The sequence below is a fragment of the Stenotrophomonas sp. 14P6.2.3 genome (genome assembly GCF_057799055.1).
Genome location: NZ_JBYOLA010000002.1, coordinates 262184 through 280876, shown reverse-complemented (window position 1 = coordinate 280876; position 18693 = coordinate 262184). Strand labels below are relative to the sequence as shown.

The window sequence follows — 18693 nt, the reverse complement described above, 5'->3', positions numbered from 1 at the left end:
CCGGTCGCCTGACAACGGTAGCGCCGGGCCATGCCCGGCGAGCGCACAGCGCCGGAGCAGGCAAGGACGTATCATCGGCGCCCTGCACATTGGGGAATGTTCATGGACGTACAGACCGGAGGTCCCGTGCGGCCGACGAAGTGGGCGTGGCGTTACCTGGTCTGGACCGGCGTGCCGCTGCTGGTCGGCCTGCTGCTGGCCCGCTATGCCGGGCCCGGGCTGCCGACGGTGGCCAGCAAGGCCGAAGCCGTGGTCGGCGGCGATTGGGCGCATCACCTGGCTTCACCGCTCGGCCTGTTCCTGCTGCAACTGCTGGTGCTGTTGCTGGTCGCCAAGGGCGCCGGCGCGCTGTTGAAGCGTTTCGGCCAGCCGGCCGTGATCGGTGAGATGGCCGCCGGCTTGATGATGGGGCCGCTGTTGCTGGGCAGTCTGCTGCCACAGGTGCACGGCGCGCTGTTCCCGGCCGCTTCGCTGGGGCCGCTGGGCATGCTCAGCCAGCTGGGCGTGCTGATGTTCCTGCTGGTGGCCGGCGCCGAACTGGATCTGGGTGCGCTGCGTGGGCGTCGTCGATTCGCCTTCACCGTCAGCCACGCGGGCATCGCGGTGCCGTTCGTGCTCGGCGTGGCCCTGGCCATCTGGCTGTACCCGCAGCATGGGCCGCAAGGCGTGAGCTTTACCGCGTTCGCGTTGTTCGTTGGCATCTCGATGAGCATCACCGCCTTCCCGGTGCTGCTGCGCATCCTCGCTGATCGCGGTATCACCCACACATCGCTGGGGCAGACCGCCATCGCCTGCGCGGCATTGGGCGATGCGACCGCGTGGTGTCTGCTGGCGCTGATCGTGGCGGCTGCGCAGGCCACTGGCTGGTTGCCCGCCAGCCTCAACCTGTTGTGCGTGGTGGCGTTCATCGCGCTGATGCTGGGGCTGGTGAAGCCGTGGTTTGCCCGCCAGACCATCGCGCCGGGTCGCGAAGGGCGTTGGCTGCTGGGCATCCTGCTGCTGTCGCTGGCCAGTGCGTTGGTTACCGAAGTGCTCGGCATCCACGCGCTGTTCGGCGCGTTCGCTGCGGGTGTGGCGGTGTCGTCCAACGCGCAGCTGCGGCAGCTGCTGGTGGCCAGGGTCGAACCGTTCGCGGTGACCCTGCTGCTGCCGCTGTTCTTCGCCATGACCGGCCTGCGCATGCGTGCCGACGCGCTGCAGGGCAGCGACATCCTGTTGTGCGTGGTGGTGATCGCCGTGGCCACGGTGGGCAAACTGCTGGGCACCTGGAGTGCGGCGCGCAGCACCGGCATGGCCTCGCGCGAAGCGTGGCGACTGGGGGCGCTGATGAACACCCGCGGGTTGATGGAGCTGATCGTGCTCAACCTGGGCTACGAGCTGGGCCTGCTCGGGGACCGCCTGTTCGCGGTGCTGGTGATCATGGCGCTGGTGACCACCGCAATGACCGGGCCGCTGTTGAACCTGATCGAGCGCCGCAGGGCCTGACCCGGTCGCGCTGGGCGGGCATTTTGTAGAGCCGAGCCCATGCTCGGCTCCGCACCAGAAGCAGCCGAGCATGGGCTTGGCTCTACAGCGTGCAACGCACCCTCTCGCATGTGGGGGCCGCCGTCAGGGCACCGGTACCAGCGTCATCGTGTGCTGTGCCTTGCCGGGCAGGAACGGGGTGGGGCGACCATGCACCCAATCCTCATGGCCCGCGCCCCAGTAAGGCGACAGCGGATGGCCGCTCTGCCCACCCGGCATGTGCACGATGCCGTCGGCTTCGTGGCCGGGTGAGACCACCATCCGCTGCGAGGCACCGAAGGACGGCGTCTGTACACGCGGCATGTCACGGTCGCCGGGCAGCGGATCGGCCGGCATGCACAACCAGCGACTGGCGAAGGCGGGCAGGGCGCGCGCGACCGGATGGCAGATCGCTGCGGTATTGCGTTCGCCCCAGCTGCGGTGTGCCAGCGGTCCCTGCGTGGACAGCTCCGCTTCGGTGCGACGTGCAGCATCGGCCAGCAGCGCATCCCAGCTTGCGTACGCGGGTGGCAGCAGGTTGGCGGGTCGCTGTTCCAGCATCGGCCAGGCGACGCCTTCCAGCTGCGCCAGGCGCGGTGCCAGGAAATCCTCGCCCAGCTGCGCCCGGGCCGGTGCCAGCAGCGCATCGGTCAGCGTGTCGAGCACCTGTGTACGGAATTCGCGCACCACCCGGTAGCTGGTCGAATTGATCGCGGCGCGCCCGTCCCAATGCTCGCTGACCGTTCTCAACCGCTTCAGTGCCGGATCGTCGCTGTGCTCGATCACCTCCTGCAGCAGCACCCACCAGCGCTGCAGGAACACTGCGCGGTCGTCCAGCTGGATTGCCAGCAGGTCGTGTTCGTCGAAGCGCTCCTGTGTGGCCAGCAGATCACGGATCTGCCGACCGCGTGCGCCGAGGTCGTAGCCGCCGTTGCCGACGGTGGCCAGAGTCGCCTCGTCCACCACGCGGCTGTTGGCGGTCCACAGCCGATGCGCGGGTGGATCGATCAGGCTCGGCGCGGCGTCGCTGCGGATCGGCCAGGGCGCGCAGCCCTGGTTGGCCTGATTTTCATTGAAACCCAGTGGCGCGCAGCCCGGGCCACGGTCAGGCCGCGCGCCGATCAGGCGCCACGCGATGCGCCCGCTGCGGTCGCCGATCACCAGGTTCTGCGCGGGAATGCCGGCATGGTCGGCAATCTGCAGGGCCTGGTCCAGATCGGCGGCGCGTGCCATGTCGGCGAAGTCCATGCGCACCGCACCCGGCAACTGCGCGACCCAGCGCAGGGCGTCGCCGCTGCCATCGGCGTGGGTGTGCAGGATCGGCCCCCACGCGGTTTCGCGCACCGGGAATTGCACGTCGGTGCCGCCGGCCACGACGATCCGTTCCTCATGCACGGTCACCGTGGCGTCGGCGGGCTCGCTGCGGAAGTCGGCGGTGTCGATGTAGCTGTTGGTGAAACCCCAGGCCACGTGGCCGTTGCTGCCGACAATCACTGCCGGCACGCCCGGCAGCGAGAACCCGCTGACGTCGACCTGGCCACCTGCGGCCTGCGGATCGGGGTAGCGCAGGCGCACACGGAACCACAGGCTGGGGGCGCGCAGGCCCAGGTGCATGTCGTCGGCGACGATCGCACGGCCATCGGTGGTCAGCGCGCCGGCAACGGCGAAATTGTTGCTGCCGACCGCGTCGGCATCTTCGGCAACTGCGCCGGTTGCGGCCTTCAGCGTGCGCAGGTCCAGCTGTCTGGCGTCGGGCAGACTGGCGTTGCCGCGCGGAGCGTCGGCCAGCGGCGCGTCCCACTCGCTGCCGTCGTGCGCAAGCAGGGCGTACAGGGCCGGCGGCACCACCGCGCGGATGCGCTGCAGGGCCAGTTCGGACTGGTTGCTGGGGTCCTGCAGGTCGGCGTACATGGCCAGGCCTGCCAGCACGCTGTCGCTGGCCTGCCACGGTTGCGGTGCCTGCCGCAGCAGCAGGTAGGCCCATGGCCGCACCGCCAGGCTGCCCAGGCCCTGGTTGACCCCGTCCACATAGGCGCGCACGGCCGCAGGGTCGCTGCCCAGCGCATCCTGCAGATGGGCCTCGGTGCGCGCGCGCAGGCGGTGTACGCGCATGCGCTTGTCGGCTTCGATCGCCTTCGCCCCGAACAGCGCGGACAGTTCACCGGCGGCACTGCGCCGCATCAGGTCCATTTCGAAATAACGTTCCTGCGCGTGAATACGGCCGAGCGCCCGCAGCGCATCGGCCTTGTTGCCGGCGGTGATGGTGACCACCCCCAGCGCATCGCGCTCCACGGTGACCTTGCCGGCCAGCCCGGGCAAAGGGCGCTCGCCGTCCAGCTCGGCCAGGCTGCCGCGCAGCAGCAACCACAGGGCCAGCACCGCGAGCAGCACGATCGCGACCAACGCACCCAGAATCCACCGCCACGTACGACGCATTGCAGGTCCTTCCCGAGCATGTCGGCCGATTGTAGCCGCAGGCGCAACTGCGACTGATTCCGATTAGATCACCGTATTTCCAGATGGGGCACCATGGGCGCCATCGATTCACAGGAGCTCCCCCCATGAAAGGCAACCCGGACGTCATCGCCTGCCTGAAGGAACTGCTGCGCGGCGAACTCGCCGCCCGCGACCAGTACTTCATCCACTCCCGCCGCTACGAGGACCAGGGCCTGTTCGCGCTGTACGAACGCCTGAACCACGAGATGGAAGAAGAGACCCAGCATGCCGACGCGCTGCTGCGCCGGATCCTGTTCCTGGGCGGCGACCCGGACATGCGCCCGCATGCCACCGAGCCGGGCAAGACCGTGGAGGAGATGCTGCGCAAGGACCTGGACACCGAATACGCCGTTCGCAACAACCTCGCCGCTGGCATGAAGCTGTGCGAGGAGAAGGGTGACTACGTGAGCCGCGACATGCTGCTGGCGCAGCTGAAGGACACCGAGGAAGACCACGCGTGGTGGTTGGAACAGCAGCTGGGCCTGATCAAGCGCATCGGCCTGGAGCTGTACCAGCTGAGCAAGATCGACGGCAGCGGCGCCCCGGCGCACTGACCGACGCCGCTTTCGGTAGAGCCGAGCCATGCTCGGCTGCTTTCCGGTAGAGCCGACCGCTGGTCGGCTGCTGTACCTGATGTAGAGCCAAGCCATGCTTGGCTGCATTTCGCAGAAGCGCAACGTCCCGTCGCCCGCCAGCACCGGAGCACCGCCAGCCAGCCTTCGCCAGCCAGCTGCTCCACCGCCCGCCAGCCGACAAACAAAAAAGCCGGGGAATGCCCCGGCTTTTTTGTGTCTGGCGTCCGGGGTCGGATCCGTTTTCGAAGAAAACGGCTCTGACCCCATCGGGTGAGGCGTGCCAACCAAGGTTGGCATCTACCAGAGGCGTTGCATGGGTCGGAGCCCTTTCCGCTGGAAAGGGATCCGACCCCGCGCCTCATTCGACCGACAACCCTTCCACCTTCTGCCAGCCACGCGGCAGCAGGTGGCCGCGGGTGGCGCGGGCGCCCAGATAGGCCTCGAGCTCGTTGAACTTCAGGCCCATCGTGCGCTGGCCACTGCGCACCTGCAGGGTCTGCCCCGGGCTGATCGCCACGATTGCCACCACGCGCTCGGTGGCGAGCTTGGCCTTGGGGATCTCGATGATCTTGTTGCCCTTGCCCTTGTCCAGTTCCGGCAGGTCGTTGGCGGCGATCGCCAGCAGGTTGCCCGAACTGGTCACCGCGACGATGCGGTCGGTGGCGACGTTGGCCACCACCGACGGCGACAGCACCGACGAGCCCGCCGACAGGTTCAGCATCGCCTTGCCCGCCTTGTTGCGACCGATCAGGTTCTCGAAGCGGGTGACGAAACCATAGCCGTGGGTCGAGGCCAGCACGAAGCGGGTATCCGGTTCGGCGCTGGCCAGGGTCACGAAGCTGGTGCCCGCGGCCGGCGAGAAGCGGCCGGTCAGCGGTTCACCGTTGCCGCGTGCCGAGGGCAGGGTATGCACCGGCGTGGAGTAGGCGCGGCCTTCGCTGTCCAGGAACGCGACCTGCTGGGTGCTGCGTGCACGCACCGCGCCCTGCAGGGCATCGCCATCGCGATAGGACAGGGTCGAGGCGTCGATGTCGTGGCCCTTGGCCGCGCGGATCCAGCCCTTCTCGGACATCACCACCGTCATCGGCTCGCTCGGCACCAGCTCGGTCTCGTCGATGGCCTGCGCGGCCTGGCGCTGCACCAGCGGCGAACGGCGCGCGTCACCGAACTTCTTGGCATCGGCCTGCAGCTCGTCGCGGATCAGCTTCTTCAGCTTGGCCTTGCTGTCGAGGATGCTCAGGATCTTGTCGCGTTCCTTGGCCAGCTCGTCCTGCTCGCCGCGGATCTTCATCTCTTCCAGGCGGGCCAGCTGCTTCAGCTTGGTTTCCAGGATGTACTCGGCCTGATCCTCGGACAGGCCGAAGCGCGCGATCAGCGCCGCCTTCGGTTCGTCCTCGGTACGGATGATGTGGATCACCTCGTCCAGGTTGAGGAACGCCACCAGCAGGCCTTCCAACAGGTGCAGGCGACGCTCCACCTTCTGCAGGCGGTGCTGCAGGCGGCGGGTGACGGTGGTGCTGCGGAACGCCAGCCATTCGCTGAGCAGCGTCTTCAGGTTCTTGACCTGCGGACGGCCGTCCAGCCCGATCACGTTGAGGTTGACGCGGTAGCTGCGCTCCATGTCCGTGGTCGCGAACAGGTGGCCCATCAGCTGCTCGGCGTCGACGCGGTTCGAGCGCGGCACCAGCACCACGCGCACCGGGTTGGCGTGGTCGGACTCATCGCGGATGTCTTCCAGCCACGGCAGCTTCTTGGCGCGCATCTGTGCGGCGATCTGCTCGATCACCTTCGACGGCGACACCTGGAACGGCAACGCGGTGACCACCACGTTGTGTGCTTCCTTGATGTAGGTCGCACGCGCACGCACGCTGCCGTTGCCGGTCTCGTACATGTTCCGCAGGTCGTTGGCCGGGGTGATGATCTCGGCGTTGGACGGGTAGTCGGGGCCCTTCACATGCTCGCACAGGTCGCGCACGCTGGCGTCCGGATCGTCCAGCAGATGCAGCAACGCACTGACGATCTCGTTGAGGTTGTGCGGCGGCACATCGGTGGCCATGCCCACGGCGATGCCGGTGGTGCCGTTCAGCAGCAGATGCGGCAGGCGTGCCGGCATCCAGGTTGGCTCCTGCAGGGTGCCGTCGAAGTTCGGCGCCCAGTCGGTGGTGCCCTGGCCCAGTTCGCCCAGCAGCACTTCGGCGATCGGGGTCAGCTTGGATTCGGTGTAACGCATCGCCGCGAACGACTTCGGGTCGTCGCTGGAACCGAAGTTGCCCTGGCCTTCGATCAGCGGATAGCGGTACGAGAACGGCTGCGCCATCAGCACCAGCGCTTCGTAGCACGCGCTGTCGCCATGCGGGTGGTACTTACCGATGACGTCACCGACGGTACGCGCGGACTTCTTCGGCTTGGACGCGGCATTCAGGCCCAGCTCGCTCATCGCATAGATGATGCGGCGCTGCACGGGCTTCAGGCCGTCGCCGAGGAACGGCAGGGCGCGATCCAGGACCACGTACATCGAGTAGTCGAGGTAGGCGCGTTCGGCGTACTCGCGCAGCGGCAGTTGTTCGAAACCGTGGAACACGGGGCGGGCAAGATCGGTCATGCGGCGTTGTTACCTATGTCGGGAGGCGGTGACGGCGGTCGCCGCTCTCAATCCAGTGATTATCCGGATGCGGCGGGGGATGCCAAGCCGCGTGCAGGATCCAGGCCCGGTTCCAGGCCGTGGCCGGCCCGTGCCAGGTAGCGTCCGGGCGGTAGCCCGAAGTGTCGCCGGAACACGGTGACGAAGGCGCTGGCGCTGCTGAAGCCCAGTGCGTGGGCGATGTCGGCCACGCTGCGGCCCTCGCTGAGCTGGCGCAGCGCCTCGGCCAGCCGCGCCTGCTGGCGCCACTGGGCGAAGCTGAGGGTGGTCTCGTCGCGGAAATGGCGGGTCAGGCTGCGCGGCGACAGGCCGGCCCAATGCGCCCACTGCGCCAGACCGCGCTCGTCGGCCGGGTCGGCCAGCAGCTGCGAGGCGATCTTCAGCAGGCGCCGGTCGCGTGGCATCGGCAGGTGCATGCGCTGGCGCGGCGCGGTGCGGATCTCGTCCAGCAGCACGTTGATGATGTGCTGCCGTTCGGTGGTGCTTTCGTAGTCCTGCGGCCAGTCGCAGATGCGTTCGGCCACCGCCTGCGCCAGCCGCGAGATGCCCAGCACGCACGGATCGGCCGGCAGTTCGGCGCACAGCGGTGCGGCCAGCACCATGCCCCAGCCGCGCAGGGGTCCATCGATGTGGACCGTATGTGGTTCGGCCGGTGGCATCCAGCCCGCCGAGCCTGGCGCCAGTGACCAGGTGCCATGTGAGGTGCGGGTGGTCAGCAGGCCGCGTTCAACGCAGATCAGCTGCGCGCGGACGTGGTGATGCCAGTCCACTTCGCGGGCCAGCCCCTGCGGGCTGTCGAAGCGGAAGGCGATGACCGGCGGGCCGTCGTTGCGCTCGAACCAGTCCAACGCTTCTTCACGCAGCAGGGTGGCAGGTCCGGGTTCGCCCGCCTTCACGTGGACTGGGGGTGGCTTGAATGTGACATTCATTGGCTGGATTGTACTACCGGGCCAGTTGGGAGCGCCATTAAGGTGGCGCCTTCACCTGATCCAGCCCATTGCTGCAACACAGCATTCGATGCCAGATCGAATATTTCCATTGAGAAATATTTTTTTTGGAAGAGAATGCTCCCCCATGATCTGTCCTGCAACCACTCCCCCCAGCTTCGGTCTGCTGCTGCGCCAGGTGCGCGACGGCCTGGTCCGCCAGCTCGACGCGTCCATGGCCGAAGAAGACCTCGGCATCGGCTTCACCCACTACATCGGGCTGAAGGTGCTCTCGAACATGGCGCCGTGCACGGCCAACGAACTGGCCCAGGCCATCGACCAGGTGCCCAGCGCGGTCACCCGCCTGCTGGACAAGCTGGAAGCGCTCGGTTGCGTGCGCCGCGAGCCGCATGCCCAGGACCGGCGTGCGCTGCAGATCGTATTGACCGAAGAAGGCCGCGCGCTGTGGGCGCGGTTGAAGCTGCGCGGCGACGCGGTGATGGATTACGCCCTGCGCGATCTGTCCGCCGACGAACGCACGCAGCTGCTGTCCCTCCTGACCCGAATCCGCGATTCCCTGACGACCCCATGAACCCGATCCCGCATCCCACTCTCCGCCGGTCCGGGCGCGCGCTGCTGGTTTCAGCGCTGGCCCTGGCCCTGGCCGCCTGCGCCAGCAGCCGCGGCCTCACCCCGCAGGGCCACGTGCTCGACGTGGACAGCCTGCACAGCGAACGCACCTTGTCCGACAGCGACCTGAGCGCCGCCGGTTTTCCCGCCCAGGACTGGTGGAAGGCACTGGGCGATACGCAGCTGGATGCGCTGATCGCCGAAGGCTTGGCCGGCCATCCGAGCCTGGACGCCGCCGACGCCCGCCTGCGCCAGGCACAGTCACAGGTCGGCACCGCGCGCGCCGATCGCCTGCCCAGCCTGTCCGTGTCCGGTGGCTACACCGGTCTGCGCCTGCCCGAATCGATGGCCGGCGATGAAATCGGTGGCCACTACGCCGGCAGCAGCCAGGTTGCCTTCGATTTCAGCTACGGCATCGACCTGTGGGGCGGCAAGCGCGCCGCCTGGGAGGCCGCCGTGGACGGCGCTCATGCCGCTACCGTCGAGGCCCAGGCCGCACGCCTGAACCTGTCCACCGGCATCGCCCAGGCTTATACCGATCTGGCTTACGCCTGGCAGCTCAATGACGTAGCCGAAGAAGAACTGGCGCGCTCGCAGAAGTCGCTGGAACTGACCCGTCAGCGTCGCAGCGCCGGCATCGACAGCGACCTGCAGGTGCGCCAGGCCGAAGCCCGTGTGCCGGCCGCACAGCAGCAGTTGCTGGCGGCGCAGCAGCGCATCGATGCGGGCCGCACTGCGTTGGCCGCGCTGGTCGGCAAGGGCCCGGACCGTGGCCTGTCGATCGAACGCCCGCGCGCGATGAACCCGTTGGCGCTGCAGCTGCCGGGCGTGGTGCCCAGTGAGCTGCTCGGTCGCCGCCCCGACATCGTCGCCGCGCGCTGGCGGGTAGAAGCGGCCGACAAGCAGATCAAGGTCGCCAAGACCAAGTTCTACCCGAGCCTCAACCTGACCGCACTGGCCGGCGTGGTCGCACCCAACGTCGGCGACCTGCTGCAGAGCAGCTCCAGCTTCGCCTACATCGGTCCGGCGCTGAGCATGCCGATCTTCGAAGGCGGCAAGCTGCGCGCGAACCTGGCCAACACCGATGCGCAGTACGACCTGGCCGTAGCGAACTACAACCAGGCGGTGCTCGATGCACTGCGCGACGTCGCCGACCAGGTCAACGCAGTGCGCTCACTGGCGCAGCAGGCGCAGTCGCAGCAGCAGGCGGTGGATACCGCACGCGCCGCGTTCGACCTGGCCCAGCAGCGCTATCGCGCCGGCATCGGCAGCTACCTGGACGTGCTGACCGCGCAGTCCACCCTGCTGCAATCGCAGCAGCAGCTGGCCGGCCTGCAGTCGCAGCAGCTGCAGACCTCGGTGCGCCTGAGCAAGGCGCTCGGCGGTGGTTTCCAGCCCAGTGACGCCGACGCCGCACCGCTTGCTTCCCATTCCGATTCCTCGCATTCCTGAAGACGCCTGCCATGAGCCAGACCCAAGACACTGCGGCCCCCGCCGCCCCCAACCGTCGCGGCAAGCTGCTGCGCGGCCTGTTCGTGATCGTCGTGCTGCTGCTGGCGGCACTGGCGCTGTGGTACTTCATGTTCGGCCGTTGGTTCGAAGAGACCGACGACGCCTACGTGCAGGGCAACCAGGTGCAGATCACCCCGCTGGTGGCCGGCACCGTGGTCGCCATCAATGCCGATGACGGCATGCGCGTGGAGCGCGGCCAGCTGCTGGTGCAGCTGGACCCGGCCGATACTTCGGTGGCCCTGCAGCAGGCTGAAGCCAACCTGGCCAAGACCGTGCGCCAGACCCGCGGCCTGTACCGCAGCGTCGAGGGTGCACAGGCGGATCTGAACGCGCGTCAGGTGACCCTGAAGCGCGTGCGCGACGACTTCGCACGCCGCAAGGGCCTGGCCGCCACCGGCGCCATTTCCAACGAAGAACTGGCCCACGCCGGCGATGAGCTGGCGGCTGCCGAAGCGGCCGTGGCCGGTTCGCGCGAGACCGTCGAGCGCAACCGTGCACTGGTCGATGACACCGTGATCGCCACCCAGCCGGACGTGCAGGCCGCCGCCGCGCAGTTGCGCCAGGCCTTCCTCAACAATGCGCGTTCGGGCATCGTCGCGCCGGTCACCGGCTATGTCGCCCGTCGTTCGGTGCAGGTCGGTCAGCGCGTGCAGCCGGGCAATGCGCTGATGGCGGTGGTGCCGACCGAGCAGATGTGGGTCGAAGCCAACTTCAAGGAAACCCAGCTGCGCCACATGCGCCTGGGGCAGGAAGTGGAGCTGAAGTCGGACCTGTATGCCGGTGACGTGAAGTACAAGGGCCGTATCGACAGCCTCGGCCTGGGCACTGGTTCGGCGTTCTCGCTGCTGCCGGCGCAGAACGCCAGCGGCAACTGGATCAAGATCGTGCAGCGCGTGCCGGTGCGCATCGCCATCGATGCCAAGCAGCTGGCCGAACACCCGCTGCGCATCGGCCTGTCGATGAAGGCCGAAGTGAGCCTGCGCGACCAGAAGGGCGAAGTGCTGCCGAGCGCGGCCGCCAAGGGCACGGTGTTCGACACCGACGTGTACGCCAAGCAGTTGCACGATGCCGATGAGGTGATCCACACGATCATCCAGGGCAACCTGCCGCAGCAGGGCAAGGCGAGCTGAGGCCGGCCATGTCCGCACAAGCTCCAGCTGCGCCCGGCTCTCCGGGCGCACCGGCGGCGCCGGGTGCGGCCGCCGGCTTCCTGCCACCCAGTGTGGCCCTGTGCACCGTGGGCCTGGCGATGGCCTCGTTCATGCAGGTGCTCGACACCACCATCGCCAACGTCTCGTTGCCGACCATCGCCGGTAATCTTGGCGCCAGTTCGCAGCAGGCAACGTGGGTCATCACCTCGTTCGCGGTGAGCACCGCGATCGCGCTGCCGTTGACCGGCTGGCTCAGCCGTCGCTTCGGCGAGCGCAAGCTGTTCGTGTGGGCCACGCTGGCCTTCGTGATCACCTCGCTGCTGTGCGGGCTGGCCCAGAGCATGGGCATGCTGGTGCTGTCGCGCGCGCTGCAGGGCTTCGTCGCCGGCCCGATGTACCCCATCACCCAGTCGCTGCTGGTCTCGATCTATCCACGAGAGAAGCGCGGACAGGCGCTGGCGCTGCTGGCGATGATCACCGTGGTGGCACCAATCTGTGGGCCGATCCTCGGTGGCTGGATCACCGACAACTACAGTTGGGAATGGATCTTCCTGATCAACGTGCCGCTGGGCATCTTCGCAGCGCTGGTGGTGGGTAACCAGTTGAAGGGTCGCCCGGAGCAGGTCGAAAAGCCGAAGATGGACTACGTTGGCCTGGTCACCCTGGTGATCGGCGTGGGCGCCTTGCAGCTGGTGCTCGACCTGGGCAACGACGAGGACTGGTTCTCGTCGATGAAGATCGTGGTGCTGGCCTGCGTGGCCGTGGTGGCGCTGACCGTGTTCCTGATCTGGGAACTGACCGACAAGGATCCGATCGTCGACCTGAAGCTGTTCCGGCACCGCAACTTCCGCGCCGGTACGCTGGCGATGGTGGTGGCTTACGCGGCGTTCTTCAGCGTGGCCCTGCTGATTCCGCAGTGGCTGCAGCGCGACATGGGTTACACCGCGATCTGGGCGGGCCTGGCGACGGCGCCGATCGGCATCCTGCCGGTGATCATGACCCCGTTCGTGGGCAAGTACGCATCGCGCTTCGACATGCGCATGCTGGCCACGATCGCGTTCGTAGTGCTGTCGATGACCAGCTTCCTGCGTTCGGGCTTCAACCTGCAGGTGGACTTCAATCATGTGGCCGGCGTGCAGCTGATCATGGGTATCGGCGTGGCGTTGTTCTTCATGCCGGTGCTGCAGATCCTGCTGTCGGACCTGGATGGTCGTGAGATCGCGGCCGGCTCGGGCCTGGCCACGTTCCTGCGTACGCTGGGCGGCAGCTTCGCCGCGTCGCTGACCACCTGGTTGTGGGCGCGTCGTACGCAGGTGCATCACGCAGATCTGACCGAACACATCTCGGTGTATCAGCCGGGCATGCAGGACCAGGTGGCGGCGATGGGGCAGGGCGACCTGCAACACGGTGCGGCGGTGCTGAACAACATGATCAACCACCAGGCATCGCAGATGGGCTTCAACGACATCTTCTTCCTGCTGGGCTGGATCTTCCTGGCGATCATCACCTTCCTGTGGCTGGCCAAGCCACCGTTCGGTGCAGGCGCGGGTGCCGCAGCCGGTGGCGGGCACTGATCGATCGTTGTTGTTGAAACGCAGAAACCCCGCCGGAAGGCGGGGTTTTTGTTTGCAGTAGATCCACGCCACGCGTGGATGAACCGCCGCGATAACGATCGCGTTTTAAATTCCGGACATGAAAAAACCCGCTTGCGCGGGTTTGATCATTGTCTGAGTCATGGTGCCCAGGAGAGGACTCGAACCTCCACGAAGTTGCCCCCGCTAGCACCTGAAGCTAGTGCGTCTACCAATTCCGCCACCTGGGCGACTCAGGAGGAGAATTTTGCAGGAAGGTTGGATATGTGTCAACACCATTTCACACATTTTTTTCTGCATCCATTTCCGCGGCCACATCCAGATGCAGCAGCAGGCTGCGCATCGGCGGCGAGAGCGTTTTCCAGTCGGCAAACGCGGCGCACAGTCGGCGCTGTGCCCATGCGTTGCCGAGTGCAACGGCGACGATGCCGGTGGCCCGTCGGTGCTGCCGTGCGATCGTGCGTGGCGCGATGCCCACGCCGATGCCATGGCCCACCATCGTGCACAGGCCTTCAAAGGTCTTCATGCGGATGCGTACGTCGAGCGTGCGTCCGGCCTCTGCTGCCAGTTCTTCGATATAGGTCTGCAGTGCGTTGCCGTCGGCCAGTGCGACGAAGGTCTCGCCCAGCACATCGCTGAAGTCGAGCGAGCGCCGCGCGGCGAAGCGATGGCCGGCCGGCAGCAGCATCATCAGCGGGTCTTCCGCAACCACATGGCGGCGCAGCCCATCGGCGGGGACGGCGTCACTGATGATGCCGGCCTCTGCCTGGCCGGCACGGATCGCACGCACGACTTCATTGCTGGTGCGTTCGTGCAGTTCCACGCGCAGGCGAGGGCGTTCGGCCAGCCATGGGGCCAGTCGCGCGGGCAGATAGTTGGTCAATGCCGCGGTGTTGGCATACAGGTGCAGCGTACCGCGCGCGCCGTGGGCGAAGGCCTGTAGTTCGCCGCGCAGCTGTGCCTGCTGCTGCAGGATCAAGCGCGCGTGATGGGCCAGTGCGGCGCCCGCTTCGGTGAGGCTGACGCCGCGTGGGTGACGGGTCAGCAGCGCGGTGCCGGCGTCGGTTTCGATCGCGCGCAGGCGTTCGCTGGCCGAGCCCAGTGCCAGATTCGCCTCTACGGCGCCGGCGGTGATGCTGCCGGCGTCGGCCACCGCCAGGAACAGGCGCAGATCGGCAATGTCCAGGCGCATGTCATGACCTCGCATCGTGGCCGTTGCCTTCGGAGCAGCCGAAGGGTGGGGCGTGAATGCCGCATTGTGCGCTGAAGTGCCGCCGGCTCCAATGAAGGCATGAACGAAACGATCTACTTCTATGGATTGCTGGCGGGGGTGTTCCTGTTGGCCGGGGTGGTCAAGGGCGTGACCGGCATGGGCCTGCCGACCGTGGCGATGGGGCTGCTGGGCGGCGCACTGTCGCCGGTTGCGGCGGCCTCGATGCTGTTCATTCCCACCTTTGTCACCAATGCCTGGCAGCTGCTGTCCGGGCCATCGGTGGGGCAGATCGTGCGGCGGCTGTGGCCGATGATGCTGGCGGTGGTGATCGCTACGCTCGGTGCCGCCGCGTTGCTGGTGCGGGTGGATCGTGATGTCTCGCGTGCCGCGTTGGGCGTGGCGCTGGTGGTCTACGCCGGGTACGCGTTGCTGGCGCCGGTGTTGCGGGTACCGGCTCGGCGCGAGCGCTGGCTCGGACCACTGGTGGGCGCGATGTCCGGCGTGGTGACCGGCGCAACCGGCGTGTTCGTGATGCCGGCAGTGCCCTACCTGCAGTCGCTGGGGTTGCAGCGCGACGAGCTGGTGCAGGCGCTGGGGCTTGCATTCACGGTGTCCACCATTTCGCTGACCACAGGCTTGGTGCTGCACGGTGCGTTCGGTGTGCAGCAGCTCGGCCTGAGCGCGTTGGCGGTGGTGCCGTCGCTGGCCGGGATGTGGCTGGGGCAAGTGATCCGCCAGCGCATCAGTGCGCGGGTATTCCGTGCCTGCTTCCTCGGCTTCCTGTTGCTGCTTGGCCTGGAGCTGGTGCTGCGTTCGTGGTGGTGATGCCGGCTGGAGGCCAGACAAGAAAAAACCCGCTTTCGCGGGTGTTTTTCATTCTCGACATGGTGCCCAGGAGAGGACTCGAACCTCCACGAAGTTGCCCCCGCTAGCACCTGAAGCTAGTGCGTCTACCAATTCCGCCACCTGGGCGTCGAGGAGGAGAATTATGCGGTGCCGTGACGGAGGTGTCAACACCCTTGTGAAACTCCCGCGTCGGTCGCGCTCTGCATATCCACGCCATGCGTGGATGGGTGCCGAACCCGGATCGCAGGCAAAAAAAATCCCCGCCGAAGCGAGGAGTTTTTTCGTTGGTGCCCAGAAGAGGACTCGAACCTCCACGGTTTTACCCGCTAGTACCTGAAACTAGTGCGTCTACCAATTCCGCCATCTGGGCGTTCCAGAGGCGCAATTGTGAAGATGAACCGGGGGGCTGTCAACGATTTCCCGAAAATTCTTAATGGGGATGCTTCAACCGGTCTGCTGACCCGTTCTGCACGCCCGCAACGGCTACCATGGAGGGCGATGACTACCAAAAAACCAAGCAAGGGCGGGAGCAAGTCCCGCAGTGAAGCCCCCAACAAGGGTGTCAAGGCCGGCCCGGCCCGCAACAACAAGCCAGGCAAGCCGTTGCCGGGCTGGCTCCCCACACTGGCCGAAGGTGGCGCACCGCCGTCTGGTCGAGGCCGCCGCAACGCAGAGGCACCGGCCCCCGCGCCGGGCCGCAAGCTGCCGCCGACGGGCAAGGTGATCGACGATCCCTATGCGTCCCGCGAAGCAGAAAAGTACGAACAACCCATCGCCAGCCGCGAGGCCATCCTGGCCCTGCTGGAGCGCTGCGAAGGGCCGCAGACCGCTGAAGAACTCGGTGCGCGCCTGGGCCTGACCGCACCGGACCGTGCCGAAGCGCTGTCGCGCCGGCTCGGCGCCATGGTCCGCGATGGCCAGCTGGTGCAGAACCGCCGCGGCGGTTTCGCGCCCATCCAGACCTTGAATCTGGTCACCGGCGTGGTGATCGCCAATCCGGAAGGGTTCGGCTTCCTGCGCCCGGTTGAAGGCGGCGACGACCTGTTCCTGCCGCCGTACGAAATGCGCAAGGTGATGCACGGCGACAAGGTGTTGGCCCGTGTCACCGGCATCGATCACCGCGGCCGTCGCGAAGGCAGCATCGCCCGTGTGCTTGAGCGCGGCATGACGCGCCTGATCGGCCGCTTCAGCGTCGAGATGGGCATCAACTACGTGGTGCCCGATGACAAGCGCATCCAGCGCAACGTGCAGGTACCGCCGGACCAGACCGGCGGCGCGCGCGATGGCCAGCTGGTCGTCTGCGAACTGACCCAGGCACCGGACAGCCGCCGCCCGCCGATCGGCCGCATCATCGCCGTGCTCGGCGACAAGCTGACCGCATCGCTGGTGGTGGAGACTGCGATTCACGGCCATGAGCTGCCGTTCGAGTTCCCGCAGGAGGTGCTGGACGAAGCCGCCTCGGTGCCGCTGGTGGTCGAGCCGGCGATGATCGGTGACCGCGTCGACCTGCGCAGCACGCCGCTGGTCACCATCGATGGCGAGGACGCCAAGGACTTCGACGACGCGGTGTACTGCGAGCCGAACGCCGATGGCTTCCGCCTGGTGGTCGCCATTGCCGACGTCTCCAACTATGTCCGTCCCGGCACGCCGCTGGATGATGAAGCGCAGAAGCGCGCCACCTCGGTGTACTTCCCGGGCTTCGTGGTGCCGATGCTGCCGGAAACGCTGTCCAACGGCATCTGCTCGCTGATGCCGAAGGTCGATCGCATGTGCTTTGTCTGCGACATGCAGATCGACCGCGAAGGCGTCGTCACCCACTCGCGCTTCTACGAAGCGGTGATGAATTCGCACGCGCGCCTGACCTACACCCAGGTGTGGCAGGCGGTAGGCGAGGATGATGCCGGTGCGAAGGCGTTCATCGGCGACCTGCTGCCGCAGGTGCAGCGCTTGCACCAACTGTACAAGGTGCTGTCCAAGGCGCGCACCAAGCGTGGCGCGATCGAGTTTGAAAGCAGCGAAGTCCGCTTCGTGCTCGACAATCGCGGCGAAGTCACCCAGGCCGGCATGCTGGTGCGCAACGATGCGCACAAGCTGATCGAAGAATGCATGATCGCGGCCAACGTGGAGGCGGCGAAGTATCTGTTGTCGCGCCATGTGCCGGCGCCTTACCGCGTGCATGAGAAGCCGCCGGAGACCAAGTACGCCGATCTGCTGGAGTTCCTCAAGGAGTTCAAGCTGAGCCTGCCGCCGTGGTCGAAGGTGCGCCCGGGCGATTACACCAAGCTGCTGAAGAAGATCCGCGACCGTCCCGATGCCACGCTGCTGGAATCGGTGCTGCTGCGCAGTCAGAGCCTGGCCGTGTACAGCCCCGACAACAATGGTCACTTCGGCCTGGCGCTGGAGGCGTACGCGCACTTCACCTCGCCGATCCGTCGTTACCCGGATCTGCTGGTGCACCGTGCGATCAAGCATGCGCTGTCGGGCAAACCGCTGGACAAGTTCACCTACAACGCCCGCGAGATGGCCGCACTGGCACTGCAGTGCTCCGAGCGTGAGCGTCGTGCCGATGAGGCAGAGCGCGAGGTGGATGAGCGTTACCGTGCCGCGTGGATGGAAAAGCACGTGGGTGGCCAGTTCGACGGCGTGATCAGCGGCGTGACCAGCTTCGGCCTGTTCGTGGAGCTGGCCGACTCGAAGGTACAGGGCCTGGTGCACGTGACCCAGCTGCCGCAGGACTATTACAAGTTCGACGCGACCCGCAAGACGTTGACCGGTGAGCGCCGTGGCAGCAGTTATCGGCTGGGGGACCAGGTGCGCATCCTGGTGCTGAAGGCCAGCATGGAAGAGCGCAAGATCGACTTCCGTCTGGTCGAGCACAAGGGCGAGGAAGAGGTGGCAAGCCCGGCCCCGTTGCCCGAGCGCGGCAAGCCGGCCAAGCGCACGAAAAAGAAGTATTGAAAGGTGTGCCGACCAACGGTCGGCACCCACCTCGCCCGGTAGGTGCAAACCAACGGTCGGCACCCACCTCACCCGGTAGGTGCCAACCGTTGGTTGGCACGACGTTTCGGAGAAATCCACCATGCAGGGCCAACCCGAATACAGCGGCGGCTGCCAGTGCGGTGCAATCCGCTTCCAGGTGCGTGGCGAGCTGACCGACAGTTCGATCTGCCACTGCCGGATGTGCCAGAAGGCCTTCGGCGCGTACTACGCGCCGCTGGTCTCGGTGCGCGGCGTGCAGTTCAGCTGGACCCGCGGCCAACCGCGTTATTTCCAGTCGTCCAACGTGGTGCGGCGCGGGTTCTGCGCCGACTGCGGTACGCCGTTGACCTATGAAGCGCCCGATGGCGTGGCGGTGGCCGCCGGTGCCTTCGATCAGCCTGAGCGCCTGCCGCCGACCATCCAGTATGGCGTCGAGCGCAAGCTGCCCTTCGTTGACGGGCTGGGCAGGCTGCCGGCACGCCGCACCGAGGAAGATGTCGCCGCGCTGGAGTTCCTGGCCACGATCGTGTCCCACCAGCACCCCGACCACGACACCCCGCACTGGCCGCCGCGCACGCGCGGGTAGCGCCGGGCCATGCCCGGCGGGGGCGTCGGACAACGGTCGCCGG

General features: G+C 67.0%; 13 protein-coding genes and 3 tRNA genes. 9 read left to right on the top strand and 7 right to left on the bottom strand.

The window, feature by feature from the left end; genetic code table 11:
* The first annotated feature begins 96 nt into the window (after nt 1-96).
* A complete protein-coding gene (locus AC27VL_RS03150) occupies nt 97-1485 on the top strand; it encodes a cation:proton antiporter domain-containing protein (protein ID WP_488765520.1) in 1389 nt (462 codons plus the stop codon).
* Between the two features lie 123 nt (nt 1486-1608).
* Here the strand turns inward: AC27VL_RS03150 and AC27VL_RS03145 are convergent, their stop codons facing one another.
* A complete protein-coding gene (locus AC27VL_RS03145; protein WP_488765518.1) occupies nt 1609-3939 on the bottom strand; it encodes a penicillin acylase family protein in 2331 nt (776 codons plus the stop codon).
* A gap of 125 nt (nt 3940-4064) precedes the next feature.
* On the opposite strand from AC27VL_RS03145, the gene bfr reads away from it, so the two are divergent.
* Nucleotides 4065-4553 carry a bacterioferritin gene (gene bfr / locus AC27VL_RS03140; RefSeq protein ID WP_025877631.1) on the top strand — a complete coding sequence of 163 codons (489 nt, stop codon included), beginning with the start codon at nt 4065-4067 and terminating at the stop codon, nt 4551-4553.
* A gap of 379 nt (nt 4554-4932) precedes the next feature.
* Here the strand turns inward: bfr and parC are convergent, their stop codons facing one another.
* Together parC and AC27VL_RS03130 are read right to left on the bottom strand one after the other, a co-directional pair.
* Nucleotides 4933-7176: a DNA topoisomerase IV subunit A gene (gene parC / locus AC27VL_RS03135; protein WP_488765516.1), complete on the bottom strand. Its 2244-nt coding sequence runs from the start codon at nt 7174-7176 to the stop codon at nt 4933-4935.
* Between the two features lie 59 nt (nt 7177-7235).
* Entirely contained in the window at nt 7236-8144 is a 909-nt protein-coding gene (locus tag AC27VL_RS03130; protein ID WP_100552030.1) for an AraC family transcriptional regulator, read from the bottom strand.
* A 145-nt stretch (nt 8145-8289) separates the two neighbouring features.
* Between AC27VL_RS03130 and emrR the strand changes: the two genes are divergently transcribed.
* The 4 genes from emrR to emrB are packed head-to-tail and all read left to right on the top strand — an operon-like array spanning nt 8290 to nt 13008.
* Nucleotides 8290-8733: a multidrug efflux system transcriptional regulator EmrR gene (gene emrR, locus AC27VL_RS03125; protein WP_089239884.1), complete on the top strand. Its 444-nt coding sequence runs from the start codon at nt 8290-8292 to the stop codon at nt 8731-8733.
* A complete protein-coding gene (gene emrC / locus AC27VL_RS03120; RefSeq protein WP_100552031.1) occupies nt 8730-10223 on the top strand; it encodes a multidrug efflux transporter outer membrane subunit EmrC in 1494 nt (497 codons plus the stop codon). The genes emrR and emrC overlap by 4 nt, the downstream gene beginning before the upstream one ends.
* Before the next feature lie 11 nt (nt 10224-10234).
* A complete protein-coding gene (gene emrA, locus AC27VL_RS03115) occupies nt 10235-11413 on the top strand; it encodes a multidrug efflux MFS transporter periplasmic adaptor subunit EmrA (protein ID WP_089239888.1) in 1179 nt (392 codons plus the stop codon).
* A gap of 8 nt (nt 11414-11421) precedes the next feature.
* A complete protein-coding gene (emrB, locus tag AC27VL_RS03110; protein WP_488765514.1) occupies nt 11422-13008 on the top strand; it encodes a multidrug efflux MFS transporter permease subunit EmrB in 1587 nt (528 codons plus the stop codon).
* 161 nt (nt 13009-13169) lie between these two features.
* Here the strand turns inward: emrB and AC27VL_RS03105 are convergent.
* Together AC27VL_RS03105 and AC27VL_RS03100 are read right to left on the bottom strand one after the other, a co-directional pair.
* A tRNA-Leu gene (locus tag AC27VL_RS03105) sits at nt 13170-13256 on the bottom strand.
* Nucleotides 13257-13306: 50 nt separating this feature from the next.
* Nucleotides 13307-14218: a LysR family transcriptional regulator gene (locus tag AC27VL_RS03100; protein WP_488765513.1), complete on the bottom strand. Its 912-nt coding sequence runs from the start codon at nt 14216-14218 to the stop codon at nt 13307-13309.
* Between the two features lie 99 nt (nt 14219-14317).
* On the opposite strand from AC27VL_RS03100, the gene AC27VL_RS03095 reads away from it, so the two are divergent.
* Complete coding sequence (locus AC27VL_RS03095) at nt 14318-15064, top strand: sulfite exporter TauE/SafE family protein (protein WP_180164197.1); 747 nt, start codon at nt 14318-14320, stop codon at nt 15062-15064.
* 60 nt (nt 15065-15124) lie between these two features.
* Here the strand turns inward: AC27VL_RS03095 and AC27VL_RS03090 are convergent.
* Nucleotides 15125-15211 (bottom strand) — tRNA-Leu (locus tag AC27VL_RS03090).
* 159 nt (nt 15212-15370) lie between these two features.
* Nucleotides 15371-15455 (bottom strand) — tRNA-Leu (locus AC27VL_RS03085).
* Between the two features lie 23 nt (nt 15456-15478).
* On the opposite strand from AC27VL_RS03085, the gene rnr reads away from it, so the two are divergent.
* Both rnr and AC27VL_RS03075 read left to right on the top strand, forming a co-directional pair.
* Nucleotides 15479-18043 carry a ribonuclease R gene (rnr, locus tag AC27VL_RS03080; RefSeq protein WP_488765512.1) on the top strand — a complete coding sequence of 855 codons (2565 nt, stop codon included), beginning with the start codon at nt 15479-15481 and terminating at the stop codon, nt 18041-18043.
* Between the two features lie 121 nt (nt 18044-18164).
* Nucleotides 18165-18650 (top strand): GFA family protein, encoded by a 486-nt coding sequence (locus AC27VL_RS03075; RefSeq protein ID WP_488765510.1) that lies wholly within the window; start codon nt 18165-18167, stop codon nt 18648-18650.
* The last annotated feature ends 43 nt before the right edge of the window (nt 18651-18693 follow it).